Annotated in this window: 19 protein-coding genes; 4 read left to right on the top strand and 15 right to left on the bottom strand. The window is 69.9% G+C overall.

Features of this window, described 5'->3' with window-relative positions; all coding sequences use genetic code 11:
- Positions 1 to 37 precede the first annotated feature (37 nt).
- The 13 genes from AC0T5L_RS26155 to AC0T5L_RS26095 all read right to left on the bottom strand — a co-directional run bounded on the left by AC0T5L_RS26155 (position 38) and on the right by AC0T5L_RS26095 (position 15,333).
- Positions 38 to 1,045 carry a tryptophan--tRNA ligase gene (locus tag AC0T5L_RS26155; RefSeq protein ID WP_476168152.1) on the bottom strand — a complete coding sequence of 336 codons (1,008 nt, stop codon included), beginning with the start codon at positions 1,043 to 1,045 and terminating at the stop codon, positions 38 to 40.
- A gap of 111 nt (positions 1,046 to 1,156) precedes the next feature.
- Complete coding sequence (locus tag AC0T5L_RS26150; RefSeq protein WP_476168151.1) at positions 1,157 to 3,097, bottom strand: glycoside hydrolase family 127 protein; 1,941 nt, start codon at positions 3,095 to 3,097, stop codon at positions 1,157 to 1,159.
- A 40-nt stretch (positions 3,098 to 3,137) separates the two neighbouring features.
- On the bottom strand, positions 3,138 to 5,831 hold the full coding sequence (locus AC0T5L_RS26145) for a cellulosome protein (protein ID WP_476168150.1): 2,694 nt from the start codon (positions 5,829 to 5,831) through the stop codon (positions 3,138 to 3,140).
- Between the two features lie 190 nt (positions 5,832 to 6,021).
- On the bottom strand, positions 6,022 to 7,020 hold the full coding sequence (locus AC0T5L_RS26140; RefSeq protein WP_476168154.1) for a zinc metalloprotease: 999 nt from the start codon (positions 7,018 to 7,020) through the stop codon (positions 6,022 to 6,024).
- Between the two features lie 142 nt (positions 7,021 to 7,162).
- Positions 7,163 to 8,887 carry a DEAD/DEAH box helicase gene (locus tag AC0T5L_RS26135; protein ID WP_476168149.1) on the bottom strand — a complete coding sequence of 575 codons (1,725 nt, stop codon included), beginning with the start codon at positions 8,885 to 8,887 and terminating at the stop codon, positions 7,163 to 7,165.
- 117 nt (positions 8,888 to 9,004) lie between these two features.
- Complete coding sequence (locus tag AC0T5L_RS26130) at positions 9,005 to 9,280, bottom strand: hypothetical protein (RefSeq protein WP_476168148.1); 276 nt, start codon at positions 9,278 to 9,280, stop codon at positions 9,005 to 9,007.
- Positions 9,281 to 9,289: 9 nt separating this feature from the next.
- Positions 9,290 to 10,114 (bottom strand): class E sortase, encoded by an 825-nt coding sequence (locus tag AC0T5L_RS26125; protein ID WP_476168147.1) that lies wholly within the window; start codon positions 10,112 to 10,114, stop codon positions 9,290 to 9,292.
- A 41-nt stretch (positions 10,115 to 10,155) separates the two neighbouring features.
- On the bottom strand, positions 10,156 to 10,308 hold the full coding sequence (locus AC0T5L_RS26120) for a hypothetical protein (protein ID WP_476168146.1): 153 nt from the start codon (positions 10,306 to 10,308) through the stop codon (positions 10,156 to 10,158).
- 315 nt (positions 10,309 to 10,623) lie between these two features.
- Positions 10,624 to 10,872, bottom strand: coding sequence for a DUF3039 domain-containing protein (locus AC0T5L_RS26115; protein WP_476168145.1), 249 nt, complete (start codon positions 10,870 to 10,872; stop codon positions 10,624 to 10,626).
- A gap of 158 nt (positions 10,873 to 11,030) precedes the next feature.
- Positions 11,031 to 11,612 (bottom strand): YqgE/AlgH family protein, encoded by a 582-nt coding sequence (locus tag AC0T5L_RS26110; RefSeq protein WP_476168144.1) that lies wholly within the window; start codon positions 11,610 to 11,612, stop codon positions 11,031 to 11,033.
- A 76-nt stretch (positions 11,613 to 11,688) separates the two neighbouring features.
- Positions 11,689 to 13,089 (bottom strand): NAD-dependent malic enzyme, encoded by a 1,401-nt coding sequence (locus tag AC0T5L_RS26105; RefSeq protein ID WP_476168143.1) that lies wholly within the window; start codon positions 13,087 to 13,089, stop codon positions 11,689 to 11,691.
- Between the two features lie 334 nt (positions 13,090 to 13,423).
- Positions 13,424 to 14,188, bottom strand: coding sequence for a cytidylate kinase-like family protein (locus AC0T5L_RS26100; protein ID WP_476168142.1), 765 nt, complete (start codon positions 14,186 to 14,188; stop codon positions 13,424 to 13,426).
- Between the two features lie 182 nt (positions 14,189 to 14,370).
- Positions 14,371 to 15,333: a co-chaperone YbbN gene (locus AC0T5L_RS26095; RefSeq protein ID WP_476168141.1), complete on the bottom strand. Its 963-nt coding sequence runs from the start codon at positions 15,331 to 15,333 to the stop codon at positions 14,371 to 14,373.
- A gap of 544 nt (positions 15,334 to 15,877) precedes the next feature.
- Here AC0T5L_RS26095 and AC0T5L_RS26090 point away from each other — a divergent pair.
- The gene (locus tag AC0T5L_RS26090) at positions 15,878 to 16,651 is read left to right on the top strand and encodes a helix-turn-helix domain-containing protein (RefSeq protein WP_476168140.1); all 774 of its coding nucleotides are present in this window, start codon (positions 15,878 to 15,880) and stop codon (positions 16,649 to 16,651) included.
- Positions 16,648 to 16,821: a DUF397 domain-containing protein gene (locus AC0T5L_RS26085; RefSeq protein ID WP_476168139.1), complete on the top strand. Its 174-nt coding sequence runs from the start codon at positions 16,648 to 16,650 to the stop codon at positions 16,819 to 16,821. The genes AC0T5L_RS26090 and AC0T5L_RS26085 overlap by 4 nt, the downstream gene beginning before the upstream one ends.
- A gap of 115 nt (positions 16,822 to 16,936) precedes the next feature.
- Here the strand turns inward: AC0T5L_RS26085 and AC0T5L_RS26080 are convergent, their stop codons facing one another.
- Together AC0T5L_RS26080 and AC0T5L_RS26075 are read right to left on the bottom strand one after the other, a co-directional pair.
- A complete protein-coding gene (locus AC0T5L_RS26080) occupies positions 16,937 to 18,667 on the bottom strand; it encodes an acyl-CoA mutase large subunit family protein (protein WP_476168138.1) in 1,731 nt (576 codons plus the stop codon).
- A 76-nt stretch (positions 18,668 to 18,743) separates the two neighbouring features.
- Entirely contained in the window at positions 18,744 to 19,265 is a 522-nt protein-coding gene (locus AC0T5L_RS26075; RefSeq protein ID WP_476168153.1) for a MarR family transcriptional regulator, read from the bottom strand.
- Between the two features lie 562 nt (positions 19,266 to 19,827).
- Here AC0T5L_RS26075 and AC0T5L_RS26070 point away from each other — a divergent pair.
- Positions 19,828 to 21,516, top strand: coding sequence for a glycosyl hydrolase family 18 protein (locus tag AC0T5L_RS26070; protein ID WP_476168137.1), 1,689 nt, complete (start codon positions 19,828 to 19,830; stop codon positions 21,514 to 21,516).
- Positions 21,517 to 21,667: 151 nt separating this feature from the next.
- Positions 21,668 to 23,501: glycosyl hydrolase family 18 protein (locus tag AC0T5L_RS26065; RefSeq protein WP_476168136.1), on the top strand; the 1,834-nt coding region annotated here is incomplete at its 3' end.

The raw sequence follows: 23,501 nt of genomic DNA, 5'->3' as shown, positions 1-23,501 counted from the left end.
GGCGGTACCGGTACCGCCGCCCCGCTCCTGTGGTGTGTCAGGCGACGCCGATGGCGGCGCGCACCCGGTCGAGGGTGGCGCGGGCGCGCTGGCGGGCGCGCTCGGAACCGGCCTCCAGGACCGCGTCGACCTCCGCCGGGTCGGCCATCAGCTCCTCGTAGCGTTCGCGCTTGGGGCCGAGCTCGGCGTCGACCACCTCGAACAGCTCGTTCTTGAGGTCGCCCCAGCCCATGCCGCCGGCCTCCAGGCGCTTGCGTACCTCGGAGACCTTTCCGGCGTCGGCGAAGTGGGTGAGCAGCTGGAAGGGCACCGAGCTGTCGGGGTCCTTGGGCGCCTCGACCGGTGTGGAGTCGGTGGGGATGCGGCGCACGGCCTTCTTGAGCTTGTTCCCCGGCAGGAAGAGCGGGATGTGGTTGTCGTAGGACTTGCTCATCTTGCGGCCGTCGACGCCGGGCAGGATGCTCGCGTCGCTGTCGTCGATGACGCCCTTGGGGACGGGGAAGCTGTAGGACCCGCCGTAGCGGTGGTTGAAGTACCCGGCGATGTCGGCGGTGTACTCGATGTGCTGGGTCTGGTCGCGGCCCACGGGGATGTGGGTGCCCTCCATGATGAGGATGTCGGCGGCCATGAGGATGGGGTAGTTGTACAGCCCCATGTTGATCCCGGAGTCCAGGTCGGTGGTCCCGGCCTCGTTGTTGCGGTCGCGGGCGGCCTTGTAGGCGTGCGCACGGTTCATGAGGCCCTTGGGGGTCAGGGAGCTCAGGATCGTGGCGAGCTCGAAGGTCTCGGGCACCCTGGACTGCTGGTAGACGATCGTGCGCTCGGGGTCGAGCCCGCACGCGAGCCAGGTGGCAGCGCCTGACCGAATGCTGTGGCGGAGCTCGTCCGCGTCCTTGATGGTGTTGAGCGCGTGGTAGTCGGCGATGAAGTAGTAGGTGTCGTACGCCGTGGACGCCGTGAGGGCGGGTTTGATCGCGCCGATGTAGTTGCCCAGGTGGAAGTCACCGGTGGGCTTGATACCGGTCAGATAGGTGTTCGCTGCCATGTCCTCCAGCGTAGCGGTGACGGGGATCGCGCACGGCACAGGACCCGCACGGCCGCCACGGGGCCGGAGGCCGGGAACCCGCCGGGTCTTCGGTCCCGCGAGGCGCCACAGTCAGCCGCGGGGGCGCGCGGGCAGCCAGACACGCATGGCGGTCGGTCCGCGTTCGGCCCACTGGTGGTACGGGGACAGCGTGAGACCGACCGCGGCTCCGCCGCTGTCTCCCCTCCCGGCCGTCCCGCCGTACGGCCAGCCACGCCCGGGGACGGCCCCGGCCGTGCCGCGGACCAGCACCCGTCCGTCCCGTTCGACGGGGGCGAGGGAGGGGTCGACCAGGACATCGTCGAGGTCGACGCCCGTGGGAAGGTCGATCGACTCAGCGCAGTACACCAGGGGTCCCCGCTCCACGGCCACGCAGCCGCGCACGGCGTCGATCCGGTGGTCCGGCCAGGTGAAGCGCGGTTCCATCGGGAGGCGGAGGCGTATCTCCTCGTCCTTGGCGAACTCCCGGCCGACGACGGCCGCACCGGGAGGGGCGGATCGGCGCCTTCCGCCCTCCTCCAGCACCGCTCCCTCGGCCCACGACGGCACCCGCAGCCGCAGGGCCGCCGGCCCCGGTGGCGGGTCCGTGACGCGGACGGTGACGAGCCCGTCGTGCGGGTAGTCGGTCTCGACCTCCACCCCGATGGCCCGGCCGTCGCCCAGAGCCGCGGTGATCCGCATGGTGGCGTACTGCACGAGGCTCAGTCCACCGTCCCCGACACTGGCGGCGTAGGTGTGCCAGGTGGCCAGCGTGCGTGCGAGGTTCGTGGGACAGCACGACACGTCGAACCACGGTGCGCGGACGCCGCTCTCCGCGCGCGGGCTGACGGTGTCGGGGTCCGGCGCACCTCCCGCCACCCGCTGGTGCAGGGGGTTGGCGTAGAAGAACGCCCGGCCGTCACCGCTCGGCGCGGTCGCCACCACGTTGAGGAACGTCCGCTCCATCAGGTCGGCGTAGCGCACGTCACCGGTGGCCAGGTACAGCCGCCACGACACCATGTTGGAGGCGATCCCGGCGCAGCTCTCGCAGTAGGCACGGTCCGCCGGGAGCTCCCAGTCCTCACCGAAGCCCTCGTCCTGGTGGCGGGATCCCATGCCGCCGGTGATGTGGGTGCGCCGGGCCACCGAGCGCGCCCACTGGCCTTCGACGGCCGCCAGGAGCTCCTGGTCGCCGTGCTCGGCCGCCACGTCCACGGCCGCCGCCGAGAGGTAGAGGGCGCGGACGACGTGGCCGCGCCAGGCGCGCGCGGCACGGACCGGCACGTCGTCCTGGAAGTAGGCGCTGCCCACGGGTACCCGGTTTCCGCGCAGTGTGCCGTGTCCGCGCCGGTCGAGGAAGAGCCGGGCCTGTTCGACGTAGCGTTCCTCGCCGAGCGCGCGGCCCAGCTCCACCAGGCCGACCTCGATCTCCGGGTGCCCGCAAACGGATTCCGTGCCACCCGTGCCGAACGTGTCGCAGACATGGTCGGCGGCCCGGCGGGCGATCCCCGCCAACGCGTCCGGACCCGTGGTGCGCAGCCTGGCCACCGCCGCCTGCAACAGGTGTCCGGTGCAGTACAGCTCGTGCCCCGTCTCCAGGTCGCCGTACCGCGGCGGCTGGCCCCCGTGTCCGTAGTACGTGTTGAGGTAGCCGTCACCGTCCTGGGCGCGGCCGACGCGTTCGGTGAGTCGGCGTACGGCCTCGTCCGAGTCGGGGCTGCCCGTCCTTCCGTGTTCCCAGGACAGGGCTTCGAGGAGCTTGTAGACCTCGGAGTCGGAGAAGCACCAGCCGGGTCGGTCCGGTCCGGTGGCGTCCTCGGCGACCCGGTCGAAGTTGGCCAGCCAACCCAGCCGTTCCATCCAGTGCTCGCAGTGTTGGAGCGTCGCGGAGGCGTTGGTCCGCTGCCTCGTCTCCCAGAACCCGGCCCCGAGGGCGATCTCGCCGAGTCCGAGAGGGCGGTGCCGGCACCGGGACGGGACGACCGGGCGCCCGCCCGTGGGATCGGTCGGGACGGCTGCCTCATGGACGGTCACACGTACTCCGCAGGTTGTCGGGCGGGTCCGGCCGGTGTCCTCACGGTGCGTTCGCCCCGCTTCCCAGGGGACCGCTGGAGAACTCCGCGATGGTGATGTTGTCGATCACGGGGGCGTACTGGGACCGCAGTAGGAAGTCCGGCCAGGTCCTCGACGCGTAGGTCCCGCCGTCGAAGTCGGGCTGCTCCTCGGAGGCGAACGCGATGGTGTTCGCTCCCGCCGCCAGTCTCACGGGGACGGTCAGTACCCAGAAGTTGTTGGCGTGGAACGACGGGGGGAACAGGACGGGGACGGACGCCGCGGAGTTGACCGAGATGTCGGCCCGTCTGGCGACCGGATTGGGGTTGTAGTGCGTCGACGGCGACGTCTCCGGGTTGGAGTAGCGCACACGCATGGCGTAGGTACCGGTTTCCCGGACGTGCACGTCGAAGGTGAGCGTGTTCGGGTTGCCGGGTTCGCCGCCGATGCCCTCGACCGCCGACCCGCTGCTGGCCAGGGAGAGCTCCGTGACCTTGGCGGCTCCCTCGACCCGGGCCTCCTCTGCTTGGTGGAGCGTCGTCTCCAGGTGCCCGCCACCGGGGGTCACATCGACACGGTCGACCAGTATGGCGCCTTCCGCGCCGGTGAGGGTGACCTTGTTGATCCCTCCGGAGAGGGAGACCGCCACCGAGGTCGGCTCCGAGGCGGCCCGGAGCACGTGCTCGCCGTTGACCGCCAGGTCGGCCTCGCCCGTTCCGAGTGCGTGCACGTCGAGGGTGGCCTCGGCGTCCTCCGCCGAGTGGACCCAGAAGGTCACGGTGTCCCCGGGGCCGACCTCCACCGCGCCCGATCCGGACACGCCGGCCTCCCGTAGACGCTCGTCCCTGTAGACCGGTGTGGCGCCGTCCAGGGCCGCCACCTCCGCCTCGTAGGTGGTCGTCGTGCCCGGGGAGGGGAGCGCCAGTGTGACACGGTCGATGATCGTGTCGCCCCGGGTGGCTCCGGAGCCGTCGAGGCTCCTCGCCGCGAGGGAGAGCACGTTCTCCCCCGCCCGGAGCTCGACGGTGGTGTCGGTGTGGTCCCACACCGACCACTTGTAGCCGAGGGGGAGGAGGAGCTCCTGCTCGTCGCCTCCGTTGACGCGGAGGAAGACGTTGGTCGGTCCCTGTTCCGCGACCAGGTCGTGGGTGTACGGCGAGTTGGCGAAGACGCTCAGGTCGTAGACGCCTGCCTCGGGTACCTCGACGGTGAGGTCCAGCGCACCGTCCGAACCCGTCCTGAGGCCACCGACGCTGTAGCCGCCGGAGGTGTGGAACCTGTCGAGGTCCGACGGCGATCCCTCGGGGCCGTTCCGGCTGTGGCCGCCGCCGGTGTACTCCGCGTCCTCGGCCTCGAACGAGCCCTCCCACAGGTTCGGCGGTTCTCCCCCGGGCGTGCCGTCTCCGGCCGGGGTGAGGACGATCTCGTAGGCCGACGGTTCCCTGAGCGCGGGGAGGGGCCCGCCGAAGTCGAAGGCGACGGAACCGTCCCGGACGCCGACGACCTCCTCGGTGAGGAGCCGGGGCGGGGCGGAGTCACCGATCTGGCCGGTCCAGGGGATCTCGCGTACCCACGCGTGGACGCTGGAGCCGAAGAGCTCCTCCGGAACGTTCTCGAACACGACCCGCGCCGGGCCGCCGACACCGCCGAACAGCGACCTGGCCAGGGCCCTCTCCCCGTCGAGCGCGGCGACGCCCTGGAGGGTGTAGTCCTCGCCGGGGTGGGGCGGGACCACCTCGACGGTGTGTCCGGTCATACTGCCGTACGCGTTGTACAGCCACCACTGGCCGTTGGCCCGGTTGGCCTGCACCGAGCTGTCGGAGAGGTTGCCGTTGATGTTCCAGAAGGCGATCATCGCCTCGGCCTTCACCTCCTCGACCGCCGACATCCACTGGACCATCTGGCCGGGGACGGAGGTGTGGTAGTTGAAGGCGTACTCGTTGATGTTGACCGGCAGCCGCGTGCCCTCGTACTCCGTGCCCGAGAAGACCTCCTCCTCCCACGCGCGGTAGCGCGCGACCGAGTCCCGGACCTGGGCCGGATGGCTGAGTTCGTGCCACGTGAAGACGTCCGGGACCGTACCCGCCCCGACGGTGTGTTCGAGGAAGTCCCTGACCTGGTCGAAGAGGATGCTGGTGTTCGGTCCGGAGACGCGCACGCCGCCCAGCTCCCGGCGGACCAGCGCGTACGCGTCGTCCCAGGCCCGGAAGTAGCCGGCGGGGTCGTCCAGCCAGCTCGTCCCGTCATAGCTCCAGTCACCGTCACCGAACATGTTGCCCTCGGGCTCGTTGAACGGTTCGATGACGATGTTGTCCAGGTACCGGGGGTCCAGCTCCCGGATCTGCCCCAGCTGGGTCCTCAGCACCTCCATGTGGCCGGAGAGCCTCTCCTCAGGCGTCTCCCCCGGCCATTGGTAGGGAAAGCCCCGGTAGTAGTCGGTGGTGCGGACGTAGACGTCGCCGCCTGTGGCCTCCACCAGGGAGGGCAGGATCTCCAGAACGTCCGATCCCGGGTGCTGGGTGCCGTCCTGGCCCTTGGCGGCCACGGTACGGACGTTCATCCCCTCGAGGACGTTGTCCGTGGGCAGCCCGGGACCGTAGAGGCCGTACAACGAGCCGGAGGCCCCGCCGAGGAAGCCGCCGGTGTCGGTGGACAGGTCGATGGAGAGCTGGTCCGCGACCGGACCGGCGGGCGGATGTCCTGGTCTCGATGGCACCACGGGCACCTCTCCTGGTTCGTTCGGCTTCGACGTGCCTCGGTCCTCTCCCGGGCCCGGGATCGGCAGCACTCATTGTTAGCGTTAACACTGGGCCCGTCAACCCCCGCATGAGAAGTCGGTCACATCCGGGCGCCGGCTTGCCGACCGCCCCGGCCCGGTGGGGAGCGGCCCCACCGGGCCGGGGTGCTCAGTCCGCCCGGGCCTGGGATGAGCCTCCGCGGAAGGCCGCCCAGTGCTCGACCATGCGCTGGCCCTGCCCCTCGGTGAAGTGGGTCATGCACGCGTCGTCGCTGTAGTTCATGAAGTTGGTGACGGGGTCCTCGCCCGCCTGCTCCGGGCAGGTGTCACGGCCTTCGGGACAGCCGGACGCCGCCTCGCGCTCGTACGGCGTGTCGTCCACGTAGTCGCCGGGGTCGGAGCAGCCGTTCTGGAAGGTGTGGAAGAGCCCGAGCCAGTGGCCCACCTCGTGGGTGCCGGTGTGGCCGAGGTCGAACGGCTCCCGGTCCCCGCCGGGCAGGGTGTCGTGGGCGACCACCACACCGTCCTGGTCGGGGGCCTCCTCGTAGTCCTGGGGAAAGGTGGAGTAACCGAGCAGGCCGGCTCCCAGGTCGGCGGTGTAGATGTTGAGGGTCTCGGCGTCGCCTTGGCGCAACCGCGCGCGGATGGTGTCGCGGTGCTCGTCGAAGCGGGTGAACCAGTCGTCGTCGGCCGTGCGGGTGACCTCGGCCAGCTCGAACCGGAAACCGGTGTCGGCGGCCTCCGCCCCCTCGGCCGGATCCACCGCCCCCGCGGACCGGGCGGCTTCGGCCGCGTCGGCACGGCCGCCGCTGTAGGCGGTGTTGAGGACGTCGACCTGCTTTTTGACACGCTCGTCGCTGACGTCGCCGCGGCCGTCCTCGGCCGAGATGACGTGCACCACGACCGGAACGGTGTGCGGCGGCTGGAGCTCCTGCCCGCGCAGGGGCACAAGCGCCTCGCGCAGCTGCTGTTGGTGGAGGGCGGCCTCCCGCGGCGTCAGTTCGCCGCCGTCGGGAGGCCGGCCGTCCCCGTCGGGGCCGGCCACCCGCGCCTCCATGTCGGCACGACACTTCTCGAATGGAACGGCATCCCCCGGTGCCGCCTGGTCGCGGTCGGAGGAGCCGGGTGCGGTGGCCGCGACCACGCCGGTCAGCGCGAACCCGCACATCAGCAGTCCGGTCCAGAGCGCGGCTGACCCGCCGCGAGGGCTTAGTCCACTCATCTCACAAAAGGTAATTGAGTGAATACGAAATGCTTATGACCGTGGCGCGAACTTGCGAAGTATTTGCCCGATTTGGGCTCATCAGAGGCTAACGGCCGCCGATGGCCCAGGTACGAATCTTGGCGATCCGCTCACGGATCTGGGGCGGGGAGGCCTGCGCCACCGGAGGGCCGCCGCAGGCGCGGCGCAGCTCGTTGTGGATCACCCCGTGCGGTTTGCCCGTGCGGTGGTGCCAGGCGCCCACCAGCCCGCTCAGCTCACGGCGCAGGTCGGCCAGGACCTGGTGGGTGGGTCCCTCCTCCTCCGCGGGCTCCTCCTTCTTCCTGGACTTGGTCTCGCTGGCCTGGATGTCGGCCTTGCGCTTGCGCAGGAGCTGGGAGACCTGCTGCGGGTCGAGCAGGCCGGGCAGCCCCAGGAAGTCCTCCTCCTCGGTGGAGCCCGGCGCACCGCCGTACTCGGTGCCGTCGTAGAGGGCGCGGTCGAACTCCGCCGCCGACTCCATGGTCTCGAAGGGCAGCTCCTCCCCCGCGTCGGGGGTGTCCCGCTTCTTGTTGGCCTCCTTGAGGAGGTCGTCCTCCGGGTACTCGTCGCCCTCGGCCGGGGTCCGGTCGAGCACGTGGTCGCGCTCGCGCTCCATCTCGCCCGCGTAGTCCAGCAGGGTCGGCACCGAGGGCAGGAACACCGAGGCGACCTCACCGCGCTGGCGCACGCGCACGAAGCGGCCGATGGCCTGGGCGAAGAACAGGGCTGTACTGGTGGAGGTGGCGTACACCCCGACCATCAGCCGGGGCACGTCCACGCCCTCGGAGACCATGCGCACCGCGACCATCCAGCGGTCGTCGCCCGCGGCGAACCGGGAGATCTTCTTGGACGCGGTGGGATCGTCGGAGAGGACGACGGTGGCGCCCTTTCCGGTGATCTGGCGCAGGATGCGCGAGTAGGCGCGGGCGTTCTCGTGGTCGCTGGCGATGACCAGACCGCCCGCGTCCGGGTGGGTCTTGCGGACCTCGGTCAGGCGGCGGTCGGCGGCGTGGAGCACCCGCTTGATCCAGTCGCCCTTGGGGTCCAGGGCCGCGCGCCAGGCCTGGGACAGCGCGTCCTGGGTGAGGGGTTCGCCGAGCCGTGCGGCCAGCTCGTCCCCCGCGCGGGTGCGCCAGCGCATCTCGCCGGAGTAGGCCATGAAGATGACCGGGCGCACGACACCGTCCTCCAGCGCGGGCGCGTAGCCGTAGCTGTAGTCCCAGGAGCACCGCCGCACCCCGGCGCCGTCCTGGACGTAGTCCACGAACGGGATGGGGTTGATGTCGGAACGGAAGGGGGTCCCGGTGAGGGAGAGCCGCCTGCCCGCCGGGTCGAAGGCCTCGCGGACCGCCTCGCCCCAGGACAGGGCGTCACCGGCGTGGTGCACCTCGTCGAAGATGACGAGGGTCTTGCGCGTCTCGGTGCGGTTGCGGTGCAGCATCGGGTGGGCGGCCACCTGGGCATAGGTGATCGCCGCACCGATGTACTGCCGGCCCAGGGCGCCCTGCCCGTTGCGGAAGTCGGGGTCGATGGCGAGGCCGAACCGGGCGGCGGCCTCGGCCCACTGCTTCTTCAGGTGCTCGGTGGGGCACACGATGGTGATGGCACGCACCGTGTGCCGGCGAAGGAGTTCACTGGCCAGCGTGAGGGCGAAGGTGGTCTTGCCCGCACCGGGGGTCGCCACCGCGAGGAAGTCGCGTGGCTCCCGGCGAAAGTACTCCTCGAACGCCTCTCGCTGCCATGCGCGAAGACCCCCCAGCCGGTCCTCCGTCGTGGTCTGCGTCACCGTCATGCTTCGAACCGTCCCCCATTGCTCACCTGCAAGAGGTTAGCGGTCACAGCGGACCGATTCGGAAAGTCCGGCCGGTGTCGCCGCGCACACGGCGTGTCCCCGGCCGATGCGAAACCCTCAGCTCTCACCCTCGGGTTCCCCCTCCGCACCAGGGATCACCGCCTCCTCAGATTCCTCGTTGGTCTCTTCCTCACCGGTTTCGGCCTCTTCGGCGGAGCCTCCAGCCCCGGTCCCCTCAATCTCGACGGCGCCGTCGTTGAAGGGCATGTGCGGGGAGAGCGCAGGGAAGGCGAAGAACCACAGCAGCGCGGCCGCACCCGCCAGCAGGCCGACCGCCATGATGAGCTTGGAGGCCCAGGGGCCAGGAAGGATACGCCAGATCAGACCGTACATTCGCGTTCCTCACTCGTCCCCGTCTGCTTCGGGGGCCATGTGCTCGATCGAGTCGGGCATCCCCTCGGACTTGGGCGTGGTCTCCGCCAACTCCGCCCAGACGATGAGGCGGTGCGTGTTCTTCAGCTTGGGCGCGCACGTGGTGAGGGTGAGCAGGGACCGCCCGGGCTCCTCGTCGGTGGCCTCGTCGAACGGGTCCGGTTCGATCACCCACACGTCGGTGGGAAGTACCGTCTCTTCGCGGAAGACCTCGTAGGTGTAGAAGTTCTCCCCGTCCTCCAGGACCATGACGTCGCCGTCCTCCAACAGGTCCAGGTCCCAGAACAGGCCGGGGGTGCGGTGGGCGGCCACCGCGTAGTTGCCCTCCCCGCCGGGGCTGTCGGGGTACTCGGTGTAGTGGCCCGGGCTGTAGCGGATGTCATCCGGCGTGGTGCCGTTGACCACCACCCAGTCCAGGTCCAGCGACGGCACGTACAGACGGCTGTCGGCGCTGCCCGGCAGCGGCTCGGAGTCCGGTCCGGCCTCGTCGGCGTCGGCGCCGGCGCCTGCGTCAGCGGCCCAGGCCTCCTCCAGCCCCTGGGCGAGGTCCTGTTGTTCGCGGTCGGTCTCCCACTGGGATCCGTAGACCTCGTAGGAGGCGTAGAAGAGCATGAGCAGACCGGCGGTCAGCATAACCTCGCCGAAGAACCGGACGATGCCGCGTACGACGTCGCCGGGGGTGGCCCTGGGCTTTCGGGCACGGCGGCGCCGACCGCCCGAAGCCCGCCGACCGCGCCCCTTCCCACCCTCGGCCCGGGAACCCTCGTGGAACTGCCGTTCAGTTGTGGACACCAATACGACCTACTTCTGTGAACGCTTCCGCGTGCACCGGACACTTACCTGAGGGGTACGCGACCAGCGAGAACCCCGGTACGCGGGTGCGACAGGACTTCGACCTCGTGCTGGTAGACGGAGCTGGGCAGCGACGCGGTGGCCACGTCGGCGGGGGTGCCCTGTGCGGCGACCCGTCCTCCGGAGAGTATCGCCACACGATGGGCGTAGGCTGCCGCAAGCCCCAAATCGTGCAGGACCACGATAACCGCACCACCGCGCTCCGCGCGTGGCAAAGCGGTATCCGAAGCGGGCCCCTGGTGCCGGGGGCCGGTTCGGTGGTCGGTCCGTCCCTCGGAAGGCGGCCGGACGCCCCGGGGCGGGGCGGCGGTCCCGGCGGGGCGGCGAGAAGTCCTCGGCGGAGCCGGCGCGGACCCGGACAGCACGAAGGCCTTGGCACACACCGTGCGTCAAGGCCTTTTCGTGTACCGCCACCGAGCGAGGGCCCGTGGAACGGGGGTCACGGGGAGGTGCTACTTCTTCTTCGTCATCTCCTCGTAGGCCTCCTTGCACTCGGGGCACACGGGGAACCTCTTCGGGTCCCGGTTGGGCACCCACACCTTGCCGCACAGGGCGATCACGGGGTCGCCGGTGACGGCGCTCGCGGTGATCTTCTCCTTCTGCACGTAGTGGGCGAACCGCTCTCGGTCCCCATCGTCGTGGGAGATTTCCGGTTTGGTCTCACTGTCCGGAAGGACCTTGTTGAGGATGTCCATCGCCATAGTTCCTCACACCTTTCGACGTCTGCGTTCCACGGTATAGGGTGCTGCGGCCCACCGTTCCTGTGAGCTGGCCGGGGAAGCGTCCAGGACGCGGTCGCACACCACCGGCCCGGCCCCGCCCCGTGCCGCGGTGGAGGCGGCCCACGATCCCGGCGAGCTCAGTTCATGGTGGGATCATCGGGATAGGTGGACAACAGCGCCATCTCACCGCCCTGGCGGCGCAGGACCCGCGACCACAGGCCCTCCGGGGCGGTGGTGAAGACATCGTCGGCGACCGCGTCGACCACGTACCAGGCCTCCTCGTCGATCTCCCCGGCGAGCTGGCCCGTGCTCCACCCGGCGTAACCGGCGAAGACCCGGAACGCGCCGAGCGCCCCGCCCTGGGCCTGGGGCGGGCCGTCGAGGTCGACCACGCCGACCCCGTCCAGGCCCAGGTGCGGGTCCAGGCCCTCCAGGGGAGACCATCCGGGCGGTGGCTCGCCCGGCCCCGCCGTCCCCAGGGCGATGCCGGAGCCGGCACCGACCGGCCCTCCGGAGAACATCACCGCGGGCTCGCTCGCGTAGGTGCCCCAGTCGGTGGCGACCTCGTCCACGGGCATGCCCAGGGGGCGGTTGAGGATCACCCCGAGGGTTCCGTCGGGGGCGTCGTCCACGACGAACACCACCGAGCGGCGGAAGGGGTCCTCCTGGAGGAGGGGGGCGGCCACGAGGAGGCGCCCGGTCATCGTCGGCTGGTCCATGTTCCACACCTACCCGGCAACCACGGCCGGCCCGCCGGTGTTCCCATCCTGTTATCGAGGCCAGTCCCCGCGGTCGCTACTCGTCCCGGGAGGCCCGCCCAGCGGCCTCGCGCACGGCGCTGGCCACATGGTTGGACAGGCCGGAGTGGAACACGCTGGGGATGATGTAGTTCGGGCCCAGCTCGTCCTCGCTCACCACGTCGGCCAGGGCCTCGGCGGCGGCGACCATCATGTCCGAGTTGACGTGGTGGCTCTGGGCGTCCAGCAGGCCCCGGAAGAAGCCGGGGAAGACCAGCACGTTGTTGATCTGGTTGGGGTAGTCGCTGCGGCCCGTGGCGACGACGGCGGCGTGCAGGTGCGCGATCTCCGGGTCGACCTCGGGGTCGGGGTTGGCCAGCGCGAAGATAACGGGGTCCTCGCTCATCTCGGCGATGTCCTCGCCGCCGAGCACGTTGGGGGCCGAGACGCCGATGAACACGTCCGCTCCGGACACGGCGCCACGCAGGTCACCGTCGTAGCCCTTCGGATTGGTGTTCTCCGCGATCCACCGCAGGTTGTCGTCCAGGTCCTCCCGGCCGGCGTGCACGGCGCCGTGGACGTCACTGACGATGACGTCGCGGGCCCCGGCGTGCATGAGCAGCTTGAGGATCGCGGTACCGGCCGCTCCCGCGCCGGACATGGCGACGCGGACCTCGCTGAGCTTCTTTCCCACCACGCGCAGTGCGTTGCGCAGGGCGGCGAGCACGACGATGGCGGTGCCGTGCTGGTCGTCGTGGAAGACCGGGATGTCGAGCAGCTCGCGCAGGCGGGCCTCGACCTCGAAGCAGCGCGGCGCGGAGATGTCCTCCAGGTTGATGCCGCCGAAGCCGGGAGCGAGCACCTGGACGGTGCGGACGATCTCGTCCACGTCCTGGGTGTCCAGGGCGATGGGCCAGGCGTCGATGTCGGCGAAGCGTTTGAACAGGGCGGCCTTGCCCTCCATGACGGGCATGGCGGCTTCGGGACCGATGTTGCCCAGTCCCAGGACCGCTGAGCCGTCGGTGACCACGGCGACGCTGTTGCGCTTGATGGTCAGGCGGCGGGCGTCGTCCTTGTTGGCGGCGATGGCCTGGGACACGCGGGCGACGCCGGGGGTGTAGGCCATGGAGAGTTCGTCACGGTTGCGCAGCGGCACCTTGGACTTCATCTCGATCTTGCCGCCCAGGTGCATGAGGAAGGTGCGGTCGCTGACCTTGTGCACGGCCACGCCGTCGATGGCGCCCAAGGCGTCGATGATGGCCTGGGCGTGCTCGGTGTCGCGGGCGGCGCAGGTGACGTCGATGCGGATGCGCTCGTGCCCGGCCGCGGCCACGTCCAGTGCGGTGATCATGCCGCCCACCTGCTCCACGGCGTTGGTGAGGCTGCCGACCGCGCTGCCCCCAGCGTCCAGTTCGAGGCGGACGGTGATGGAGTAGGAAACGCTGGGAAGGGTGGCCACGTGCTGCTCCTTGGCTCTTGGGTGTTGTGCGTCCGTGGGCACACGGGCGGCCCGGCCGCACCGCGGGCGTCGGGGGACCCCTCCCACCACGGGCATCCGTCCGTTCCGCCGAGGGGCGGTCTCCGGGCACGGCGCCGTCGGTGTTGGTACGCGTGTGCGTGGGGTGCCGCGTGTCCGGTGCGCGCGGTGCCCCATGGTGCCACCGGCGCACGGAACCCGATTCCGGGCGGGGGGCCGGTATGGACCCGTGAACGAGTCGCCTCACCTTACCCGAGTCAAGCGTCTGCCGTCAGCACAAGGTGACAATTACCGCGATGGTAAAAAATCGCACAATTTACGTTGACTCTTGGGTGTCATGGCGGGCATCGCCCGAGTCAGCCGCCGCAGGGGCCACGCGGTCGCGCGCGGCGCGCACGACGAGGTCCGCACAGGCATCCAGCGACAGTGACAGCGCGTCCAGGACCAGGTGGTAATGGCACGGGTCTGCGGGATAGGTCCGGTAGAAGCGCCGCACGTAGGCGGCACGGGCCCGGTCGTTGTCGTCGAGCAGGCGCGGTGTGGGCGCGCCCTCCTCCCAGCCGCGGCCCCCGCACTCGGCCCGGTCGCCGGACTCCCACAGCGCCCTCGCCCGGCGCAGGCGGGCAAGGCGGTCACCGTCCAGTCGTACGTGCAGGGCGGTGGGGTGGCCGGCCAGGACGACGGCCCCCGCGCGGCCCAGAACGACACCGCCGCTGTGGGCGACCTCACCGACGACCCGCTCGGTCTGCTCCACGAACTCGTGGTCGTAGAGGAGGCGGCCCTCGGCGTTGGTCGTGCCGATGAAGGCGGTGTCCACACTGCCGAGGGTGACGGTGGGCAGGCGAGCCGCACTGGAGAGCAGGCGCTCGAAGCCGCCGGGCGCGCGGTCGTCCCGTTGGAGGGCCTCGTCCAGAGAGCAGCCGATCTGGGCGGCCACCGCGCTGGGAACCGCGCGGTCGAGGAAGGCGACGCCGAGCCGGGCGGCCACGGCCGGCCCTATGACGCTGCCTCCCGCGCCGTAGGCGGCCGAGATCGTGACCACGGGCCTGCCGCGTCCGCTGGAGGTGTCGTCGGTCGCCATGGGTACCTGCCGGATCGCCGCGCGGGCCGTTGGCCCGTCTTCTGGCGAGGTTGTACCCGCGCGGCGGCGGACTATCCCGCGCTTGGGGCGGATGCCCGGGCACGGCCGACGGGAGGGACCGAGGTCCGGCGCCGGAAGTCCGGCGCCGGACCTCGGTCCCTCCCTGGCTTTCCCGGCCTGACTCAGAACAGTGCCGAGGTGAGCTTGCGGCGAGCGGCGCCGACCCTCGGGTCGCCCGGAGGCAGCAGCTCGAACAACCCGAGCAGGCGGGTGCGCGCCCGGTCGCGGTCCTCGTCGCTGGTGCGCTTGATCAGGGCGATGAGGCGGTCGAAGGCGTCCTCGAACTTGCCGCCGTACATGTCGATGTCGGCGGCGGTGAGCTGGACGTCGACGTCCTCGGGCCGGTCGGCGGCGTCCTGGCGGACGGCGTCGGCGTCCACGTCCTGGAGACGTCCGACCAGACGGACCTGGGCGAGCTTGCTCCTGGACTCGGTGTCGCCGGAGTCGGCCTCCACGGCCTTGGCGTAGACCGCCTCGGCCGTCTTGAAGTCACCCTGGTTCAGGGCCTCCTGGGCCTCGACGTCCACGGAACGGGCCTGGGGCTCCTCGGACTGGCCGGAGTCCGCGCCCCCCGCACCCTCCGCGCCGGGCTCGCCGGTGATGGTGCCGGGGTGACCCTCGGGCAGCGCGCCCTGCTCCTTGAGCGCGGCGAACGCCTCGACGAGCCAGCCGGTGAGCTGCTCCTCGGTGGCCGGCCCCGTCGGACCCGGCAGGAGCTGGCCCTGGACGACCACGACGATCATCGGGGTCGAGGGCACCCGCAGAGCCTGGACCAGCTGCGGGCTGGCATCGCTGTCGACCTTCGCCAGGAACCAGTTGCCGCCGGAGGCCGCCGAGATCTTGTCCAGGGCGTTCTCGACCTGTGTGGACTGCTCCGACCAACTGGCGAGAACGGCCAGCACGACCGGGGTGGCCATGGACCGTTCCAGGACCTGGTCCTGAAAGTTGGACTCGTCGACGTTGACGGCGTAGGGATTGGATCGACCCGTCGACTCCGCCGCACGCTGTTTGGCCTCGCGTTCCATGGCCGCCTTGCGCGCGCCGAGGTCAACGGCACTGTTCGGTGAAAAGTCCGAAGGCTGCATGCCTCCATCCTGCCGCATACGCGGGCGGGAGCGGACCGCGTTCCACATCTGTCCGGCGGGCAGGGGCCCGACCCCCGGTTTCCGGGCCCCTGCCCTTCCCCTTCCTCGCCTCAGCCCCTCCTGAGGCCCCTCCCCGGGAAAGGGGGCTCTTCACTCCGGCGAACCCGGAGTCGCACGTGTCCCAATCGGTGAAACGGTGTTGCGGCCACCGGACGCGCGAGCACAGGCGGGTGTGCTCCGCGGTCATTCACGACGTCCGAACGCCCGTGCCGACCGGACCGGTCCACAGCCGCCCACACACGGTCGGGGCAGCCACCAGCAGATGTGAAGGAGGGCCGCGGCAGAAGCGGTGTGCTCCGCAGGGGAATGCTGTCTGTTGCCTCGCACGAAAGATTCGCCCGGATCACTATGGAGCACCGCGGAGCACCACAGCCCCCTCCTTCACAGTTCCACTCTGCAAGCCATGTGTCGTGTCCCGCGAGGATCTGCGGCCCATTCCCAAAGCTGCGGTCCCGAATGCAATTTGATCGTTAGGATCTGGGACATGGTGCAACCCTTCCCCTCACAGATCACGAAGTGGCGTGAGCTCCGAGGCCTCACGCAGAGGCAGCTGGCGACCCGGATCGGCACGTCTTCCTCGTCCCTTTGCAGATGGGAATCCGGTGAAAACACCCCAAAACGTGACCATGTGGAAAAGCTGGACGAGCTCCTTCAGGCGTCCGGCCGGCTGTTGAGGGTCTGGGAGACGCAGACCGTCGGCTCCTCCCTCCCGACGTGGATGCGGGACCTCTGGCAGTTGAAGGAGGAGGCGGTCTACATCGAGTTCCTGTCCCCCGTCCTGGTTCCCGGGTTCCTGCAGTCTCCCGGCTACGCGCGGATCGTCTTCGAGCACGGGCAGCCGCTCGCCGCTCCGTCCGAGATAGACCACCTCGTCTCCATGCGCTGTGCCCGCTATGAGCGCCTGCGCGAGCGGAACAACCCCGAGGTGGTCGCGGTGTTCCCCCACAGCGCGCTCACCTGTGTTCCCGACGACGTGCGGCGCGAACAGGCCTCGCACCTGGTCTCACTGACCCGGAGCGGGAGGGTCCGCATCCACCTTGTGCCGGAGGGCTCGGCCCTGATCGGGATCACCTCACCGCTGCTGCTGTGCCGCCTCGTGGACGGGTCGCGGGTCGCCTCCAGCGACCACGTTTCCGGTAACGTCCTCTACGACGAAGGAACCGGATTCGACCGACTGTCTGAACTGGTGAAACGCGCCCTCGGCAGCGCGTTTCCTCCGGAGCAGTCAGCGCAGGTCCTCAAGGGGTTGAGTACGTGACCAGTGAGTGGCACAAGTCCAGCTACAGCAGCACGGGTGGACAGTGCGTCGAGGTACGGGAGCACGAGACCAGGACGGACGTACGCGACTCCGTCCATCCCGATTCGGGCTGTCTGTCCTTCCCCCTTGTTCAGTGGGTGTCCCTGACCACGCACGCGGACGCCGTCTGAGCTGACAGGACGAGGGCCCCGCCGGAGGTACTCCGGCGGGGCCCTCACACGTGTTCGGCGGACACACACCGCCACGCGACGGGAGGCACCCGCCGAGCACGTCCTCACGCCCGGATCAGAACCTCGGGTCCTCCGTGTAGGTCCCGAACTCCTCCCCCATGGCCGCGCAGATCTCGCCGAGCGTGGCCTCGGCGCGTGCCGCGTCCATGATCAGCGGGATCAGGTTGCGGTCGTTCGCGCGCACGCCCTCCAGCAGTGCGGACAGGGCCCGGTCCACAACGGTGCCGTCACGCTGGGTGCGGCGCTCGCCGAGCACCCGCTTCTGCTCGTGTTCGATCTCATGGCTGATCTTGAGGACGTCCAACTCGCCGGAGATGGTGTTGGTGTGGCAGTTGACGCCCACGATCTTCTTGTCGCCCTTCTCCAGCGCCTGCTGGTACTGGAAGGCGGACTCGGCGATCTCGGAGCTGAAGTAGCCGTTCTCGATCCCGGCGAGGATGCCGGAGGTCATGGGGCCGATCCCGTGCTCGGCTTCCTCACCCCCGCCCATGCGCATGATCTGGGCGAAGATCCGCTCCGCCTCGGCCTCCAGCTCGTCCGTGAGCGACTCCAGGTACCAGGAACCGCCGAGCGGGTCGGCGACGTTGACCACCCCGGTCTCCTCCATGAGGACCTGCTGGGTGCGCAGGGCGATCTCGGCGGACTGCTCGGTGGGCAGGGCCAGCGTCTCGTCCAGAGCGTTGGTGTGCAGCGAGTTCGTGCCGCCGAGAACGGCCGAGAGGGCCTCCACCGCGGTGCGCACGACGTTGTTGTAGGGCTGCTGCGCGGTCAGGGAGACCCCGGCTGTCTGGGTGTGGAACCGCAGCCACTGGGCCCTCTCGGTCTTGGCGCCGTAGACGTTCCTCAGCCAGCGCGCCCAGATGCGCCGCGCGGCGCGGAACTTGGCGATCTCCTCGAAGAAGTCGATGTGTGCGTCGAAGAAGAAGGACAGGCCGGGAGCGAACCTGTCGACGTCCAGCCCCCGGGACAGGCCGAGTTCGACGTAGCCGAAGCCGTCGGCGAGGGTGTAGGCGAGCTCCTGGGCGGCCGTGGCCCCGGCCTCGCGGATGTGGTAGCCGGACACCGACAGCGGCTTGTACGCGGGGATGTTCTCCGCGCAGTACTCCATGAGGTCGCCGATCAGCCGCAGCTGCGGCTCGGGCGGGTACAGCCACTCCTTCTGGGCGATGTACTCCTTGAAGATGTCGGTCTGGAGCGTGCCGTTGAGGGTGCGGATGTCCACCCCCTGGCGCTCGGCCGCCACCAGGTACATGCAGAAGGCCGGAATGGCGGGACCGCTGATGGTCATGGAGGTGGTGGTCTCGCCGAGCGGGATCCCGTCGAAGAGCAGGTCCATGTCGGCCACGGAGTCGATCGCCACGCCGCAGTGGCCGACCTCCCCCAGCGCGTGGGGCGAGTCGGAGTCATAGCCCATGAGGGTGGGCATGTCGAAGGCGACTGAGAGCCCGCCCCCGCCCGAGGCCAGGATCATCTTGTAGCGCTCGTTGGTCTGCCGGGCGTTGCCGAACCCGGCGAACTGGCGGATGGTCCACGCCCGCCCCCGGTAGCCGGTGGCGTAGAGGCCGCGTGTGTAGGGGTACTCCCCCGGCCAACCGATGCGGTCGAAGCCGGGAACCTCGGCGCCGGCCCGGGGCCCGTATACGGGCTCCAGGGTACGCCCGGACAGGGTCGTGAAGTCGGCGTCGCGTGTGCGCGCGGAGTCGTAGCGGCGCTGCCAGCGCTCGCGCCCGGCCTCGATCTCCTCGGCCCCGCCGCCGTTGGTGGGGTCGCTCGTGGTATTCGCCATACCAAAATAGTAGGACGTCCAACTAATGATGTACAGCGAGGGCTCCCGTGGCGCCCCGCGGCGCGCGACGGGCGGGTCAGCGACCCTCGGCGGCCCCCGGGACGGGTTCGGGGAAGTCCCCGAAGTCCACCCTGAGCCGGGTGAACATCTCGTGCACGCGCCACAGCTCCTCGTCGGAGTAGCAGGACAGGCCGAAGTCCATGGACAGCAGCGCCTGGGTCGCCTCCTCGGTGACCCGGCGCCCTGAGTCGGTGATCTCGGCCAGCACTCCCCGGCCGTCGCTGGGGTTGGGGAGGCGGTACACGAAGCCCTGTCCCTCCAACCGGTCGATGGTGTTGGTGACGCTGGTCGGGTGCACCATGAGGCGCTCACCGATCTTGCCCAGGGGGAGGGAGCCCGAACTGCTGAAGGTGAGCAGCACGAGCGCCTCGTAGCGGGCGAAGGTCAGGCCGAAGGGCTTGAGGGCTCCGTCCAGCTCCCCGATCAGGATCTGCTGCGCGCGCATGATCGAGGTGACCGCGGCCATGGCGGGCGAGGCCCCCCATCTGCGCGTCCAGTTGTCGTGTGCGCGCTCGATCGGGTCGAACGGAAGATTCAATGGATTACCCACGCCGCCACTCTAGTCAGCGGACGGCACAGCGCCCGCCGGGTCAGCGGGCGGGCACCGCCCTCCCACGCTGCCCGGAGCGGTACGCGGCGGCCCGTACACGGTGGTCCCGCCTTCAACGTCCTCCGGAAACGACGAAACCGACGCCTCCCCGCGAACGCGACATGGGACTCCACCAGAGGAAGGGGACGGCGGACACGAGGGCGACACAGGCCGAGATAACAGCCACCAAGAAAGAAATCAAGACTTTTCCATGGCCACAAGGGGACAGATGCCGCATCCGGAAACCGGTCCACCTCGCCAACTCGGAAAATTCGGACTCACCATCGAAGAACTCCTGAGAAGTCCGCGCCCCCGGCCGAGAGGGCTCCAGAAAGTTTCGGCCCAGGCGTTGACGGCACCCGGAATTATTAGTTAAGTTTCCTAAAAATTTATCCCCCCACGTCAGAGGCCCAGGCATGAACACCTGACCTCGCTCAGCCCGTGGGCCACCTCCGCAGGAAGGCACCGTCCCCCCGCCCCGCCCCGCTCACGCACCAGGAGATGCCCCGACGTGAGAGCACCACGTTTCAGAACCCGCCTCGCGGCCGCCGTGGCCGCCGTGCTGCTCGCCCCGCTGGCACTGTCCGCGCCCTCGGCCGCCGCCGAGGAGGCCGCCGCCACCGGAACCGACCCCTCCGACCTCACGGTCACCTACACGGAGTCGGCCCGGTGGAACACCGGCTACACCGGTGAGGTCACCGTCCACAACGCCTCGGACACCCCCGTCAGCGACTGGACCGTCGAGTTCGCGCTTCCCGACGGCAGCCGCATCCACCACCTGTGGAACGCCACGCTCGCCGGCGCACCCGACGGCTACACGATCACCCCGCCGCACTGGGGCGCCAGCGTTCCGGCGGGCGGCAGCTACTCCCTCGGCTTCAACGGCCTGCACTCCGGCGGCGCCACCGAACCGGTGGACTGCCTGGTCAACGGATCCTCCTGCGCCGGAGGCGGCGAAGGCCCCTCCCATGACAGCCGCAGCGTCGCCTACTACACCCAGTGGAGCGCCAAGGAGCGCGACTACCACGTCCGGGACCTGGTCGACAGTGACAGCGCCGAGAAGCTCACGCACATCCAGTACGCCTTCGGCAACGTCAGCGCCGACGGCGAGTGCCTCATGACCGACGAACCCGGCCAGGGCGACGCCCTCGCCGACTACGGGCGCACCGTCCCCTCGGAGGAGAGCGTGGACGGCGTCGCCGATGCCCCCGACCAGGCCCTGCGCGGCAACTTCAACCAGCTGCGCAAGCTCAAGGAGATGTATCCCGACCTGGTCGTCAGCGTCTCCCTGGGCGGCTGGAACTGGTCCGAGCACTTCTCCGACGCGGCCCTGACAGAGGAGTCCCGCGAGAGGCTGGTCTCCTCCTGCATCGACCTGTACCTGCGCGGCGACCTACCCGAGATCGGCGGCGCGGGCGGTGACGGCACCGCCTACGGCGTCTTCGACGGCATCGACCTGGACTGGGAGTGGCCCGGCTCCAACGGCAATCCGCACAACGTGGTCCGGCCCGAGGACAAGGAGAACTACACCGCCCTGGTGCAGGAGTTCCGCGACCAGATGGACGAGTTCGGCGATGAGACCGGCCGCCACTACGAGCTGACCGCGTTCCTGCCCGCCGGAGGCTGGCGTCTGGACGCCGGATACGAGCTGGACGAGCTCATGCCGAACTTCGACTTCGTCACCGTGCAGGGCTACGACTACCACGGCAGCTGGGAGACGGTGACCAACCACCAGTCCAACCTGGTCGTCGACGCCCGGGACCCGGAGCCGGTGATCTCCTCCGAGCTCATCCTCCAGGCGTACCTGGACCGGGGCGTCGACCCCGACGAGATCGTCCTGGGCGTCCCCTTCTACGGACAGGGGTGGACGGGCGTGGAGGCCGGCCCCGACGGCGACGGCCTCTTCCAGCCCGCGACGGGCCCCGCGCAGGGCACCTACGCGGCGGGCACCGAGGACTGGAAGGTCCTCGCGGAGAAGGTCTCCTCCGGCGAGTTCGAGCTCTTCCGCGACGACGAGCTGGGCACCGCCTGGATCTACGACGGCGAGACCCTCTGGACCTACGACGACCCGACATCCATGACGCAGAAGACCGACTGGGCACAGGACAACGGCCTGGGCGGCGTCATGGTCTGGTCCATCGACGGCGACGACACCGACGGCAGCCTCATGACCGCCATCGACACGGCACTGAGCGACTGAAGGCTCCCGGTCCGGTGGCCTCCGGACCGGGCACGAGCGGCGTCGGTGCTCTGATCCGGGGAGCACCGCCGCCAGGGTCGGCGCGGACCGATGTGCGACGGTCCGCGTCGGCCTCCACCCTCCATCCCCCACTCACGCACCAGGAGCGCCAGTGAAAGCACGACTCAGAAATCGGATCGCGGCTCTGGCAGCCGCCGCGATCGCCCTACCCATAGCCCTGACCCCCGTCCCCGCCACCGCCGACACCACCGACGTCACCGTCACCTACGTGGAGAGCAGCCGCTGGGAGAGCGGCTACGGCGGACAGCTCACCATCGACAACGGCTCGGACACGCCGCTCTCGGACTGGTCCATCGAGGTCCAGGTCCCCTCCGGCGCGACGATCACCAGCCTGTGGAACGCCACCCTCAGCCAGTCCGGCACCACGTACACCATCGACCCGCCCTCGTGGGGCGCCGACGTTCCCGCGGGCGGCAGCTACTCCATCGGGTTCAACGGCACCCACGGCGGCGGCGACACCGCACCCGTGGACTGCACGATCAACGGCGACCCCTGCTCCGGCGAACCGGGCGGGGAGGACACCGAGCCGCCCAACGCACCGAGCGGGCTGACCGTCACCGGCACCACCGCCACCACCGTGTCCCTGGACTGGACGGCCGCGAGCGACGACGTCGAGGTCGCGGGCTATGAGGTCCTCGCCGGCGGCGAGGTCGTCCGCGCCGTCAGCGGCACCACCGCCACGGTCACCGGCCTGGCGCCGGAGACCGAGTACACGTTCACCGCACGGGCCTACGACACCTCCAACAACCGAGGCCCGGAGAGTTCCGCCGTCACCGCCACCACCGGTGCGGACGGCGGCGGTGAGCCCACCGATCCGCCTGAGGACCGCCGGGTCGCCTACTTCACCCAGTGGGGCATCTACGACCGCGGCTACCTCGTGAACGACCTGGAGACCTCCGGCACCGCCGAGAAGCTCACCCACATCAACTACGCCTTCGGCAACATCAACGCCAACGGCGAGTGCTTCATGGCCAACCAGCTCGGCCAGGGCGACGCCTGGGCCGACTACGGCCGCTCCTTCCGCGCCGACGAGAGCGTGGACGGCGTCGCCGACACCTGGGACCAGGACCTGCGCGGCAACTTCAACCAGCTGCGCAAGCTCAAGGAGATGTATCCCGAACTGAAGGTCAACATCTCCCTCGGCGGCTGGACCTGGTCCGAGCACTTCTCCGACGCGGCCCTGACGCCCGAGTCACGTGAGCGCATGGTCTCCTCCTGCATCGACCAGTTCCTGCGTGGCAACCTGCCCGTCGCCGACGGCGCGGGCGGCGCGGGATCCGCCTACGGCGTCTTCGACGGCATCGACCTGGACTGGGAGTGGCCGGGATCGGCGGGCCACGAGCACAACACCGTCCGCCCCGAGGACAGGGAGAACTTCACCGCCCTGGTGTCCGAGTTCCGTGACCAGCTGGACGCGCTCGGGGAGGAGACCGACCGCGAGTACGAGCTGACCGCGTTCCTGCCCGCCGATCCGGAGAAGATCGAACTCGGCTTCGAGATGCAGCCGCTCATGAGTGGCTTCGACTTCATCACCGTGCAGGGGTACGACTACCACGGCGGCTGGGAGAGCACCGCCAACCACCAGTCCAACCTGGTCGAGCACCCCGCTGACCCCGGACCGGACGTCTACTCCACCGAGACCACGGTCCAGGCCTACCTGGACCACGGCGTCGACCCCGCTGACATGGTCCTGGGCGTGCCGTTCTACGGGCGCGGCTGGACCGGTGTGGACCCCGGCCCGAACGGCGACGGCCTCTTCCAGAGCGCTGAGGGCCCCGCCCCCGGCAGCTACGAGGACGGGATCGAGGACTGGAAGGTCCTGAAGGACCTGCAAGGCTACGAACTCCACCGCGACGACGAGCTGGGCACCGCCTGGATCTACGACGGCGAGACCCTCTGGACCTACGACGACCCGACATCCATGA

It is taken from the genome of Nocardiopsis sp. TRM 82005, from assembly GCF_056312425.1.
Note: the sequence above shows the minus strand (reverse complement) of the source record. Positions and strands in the feature narration are given on the sequence as shown.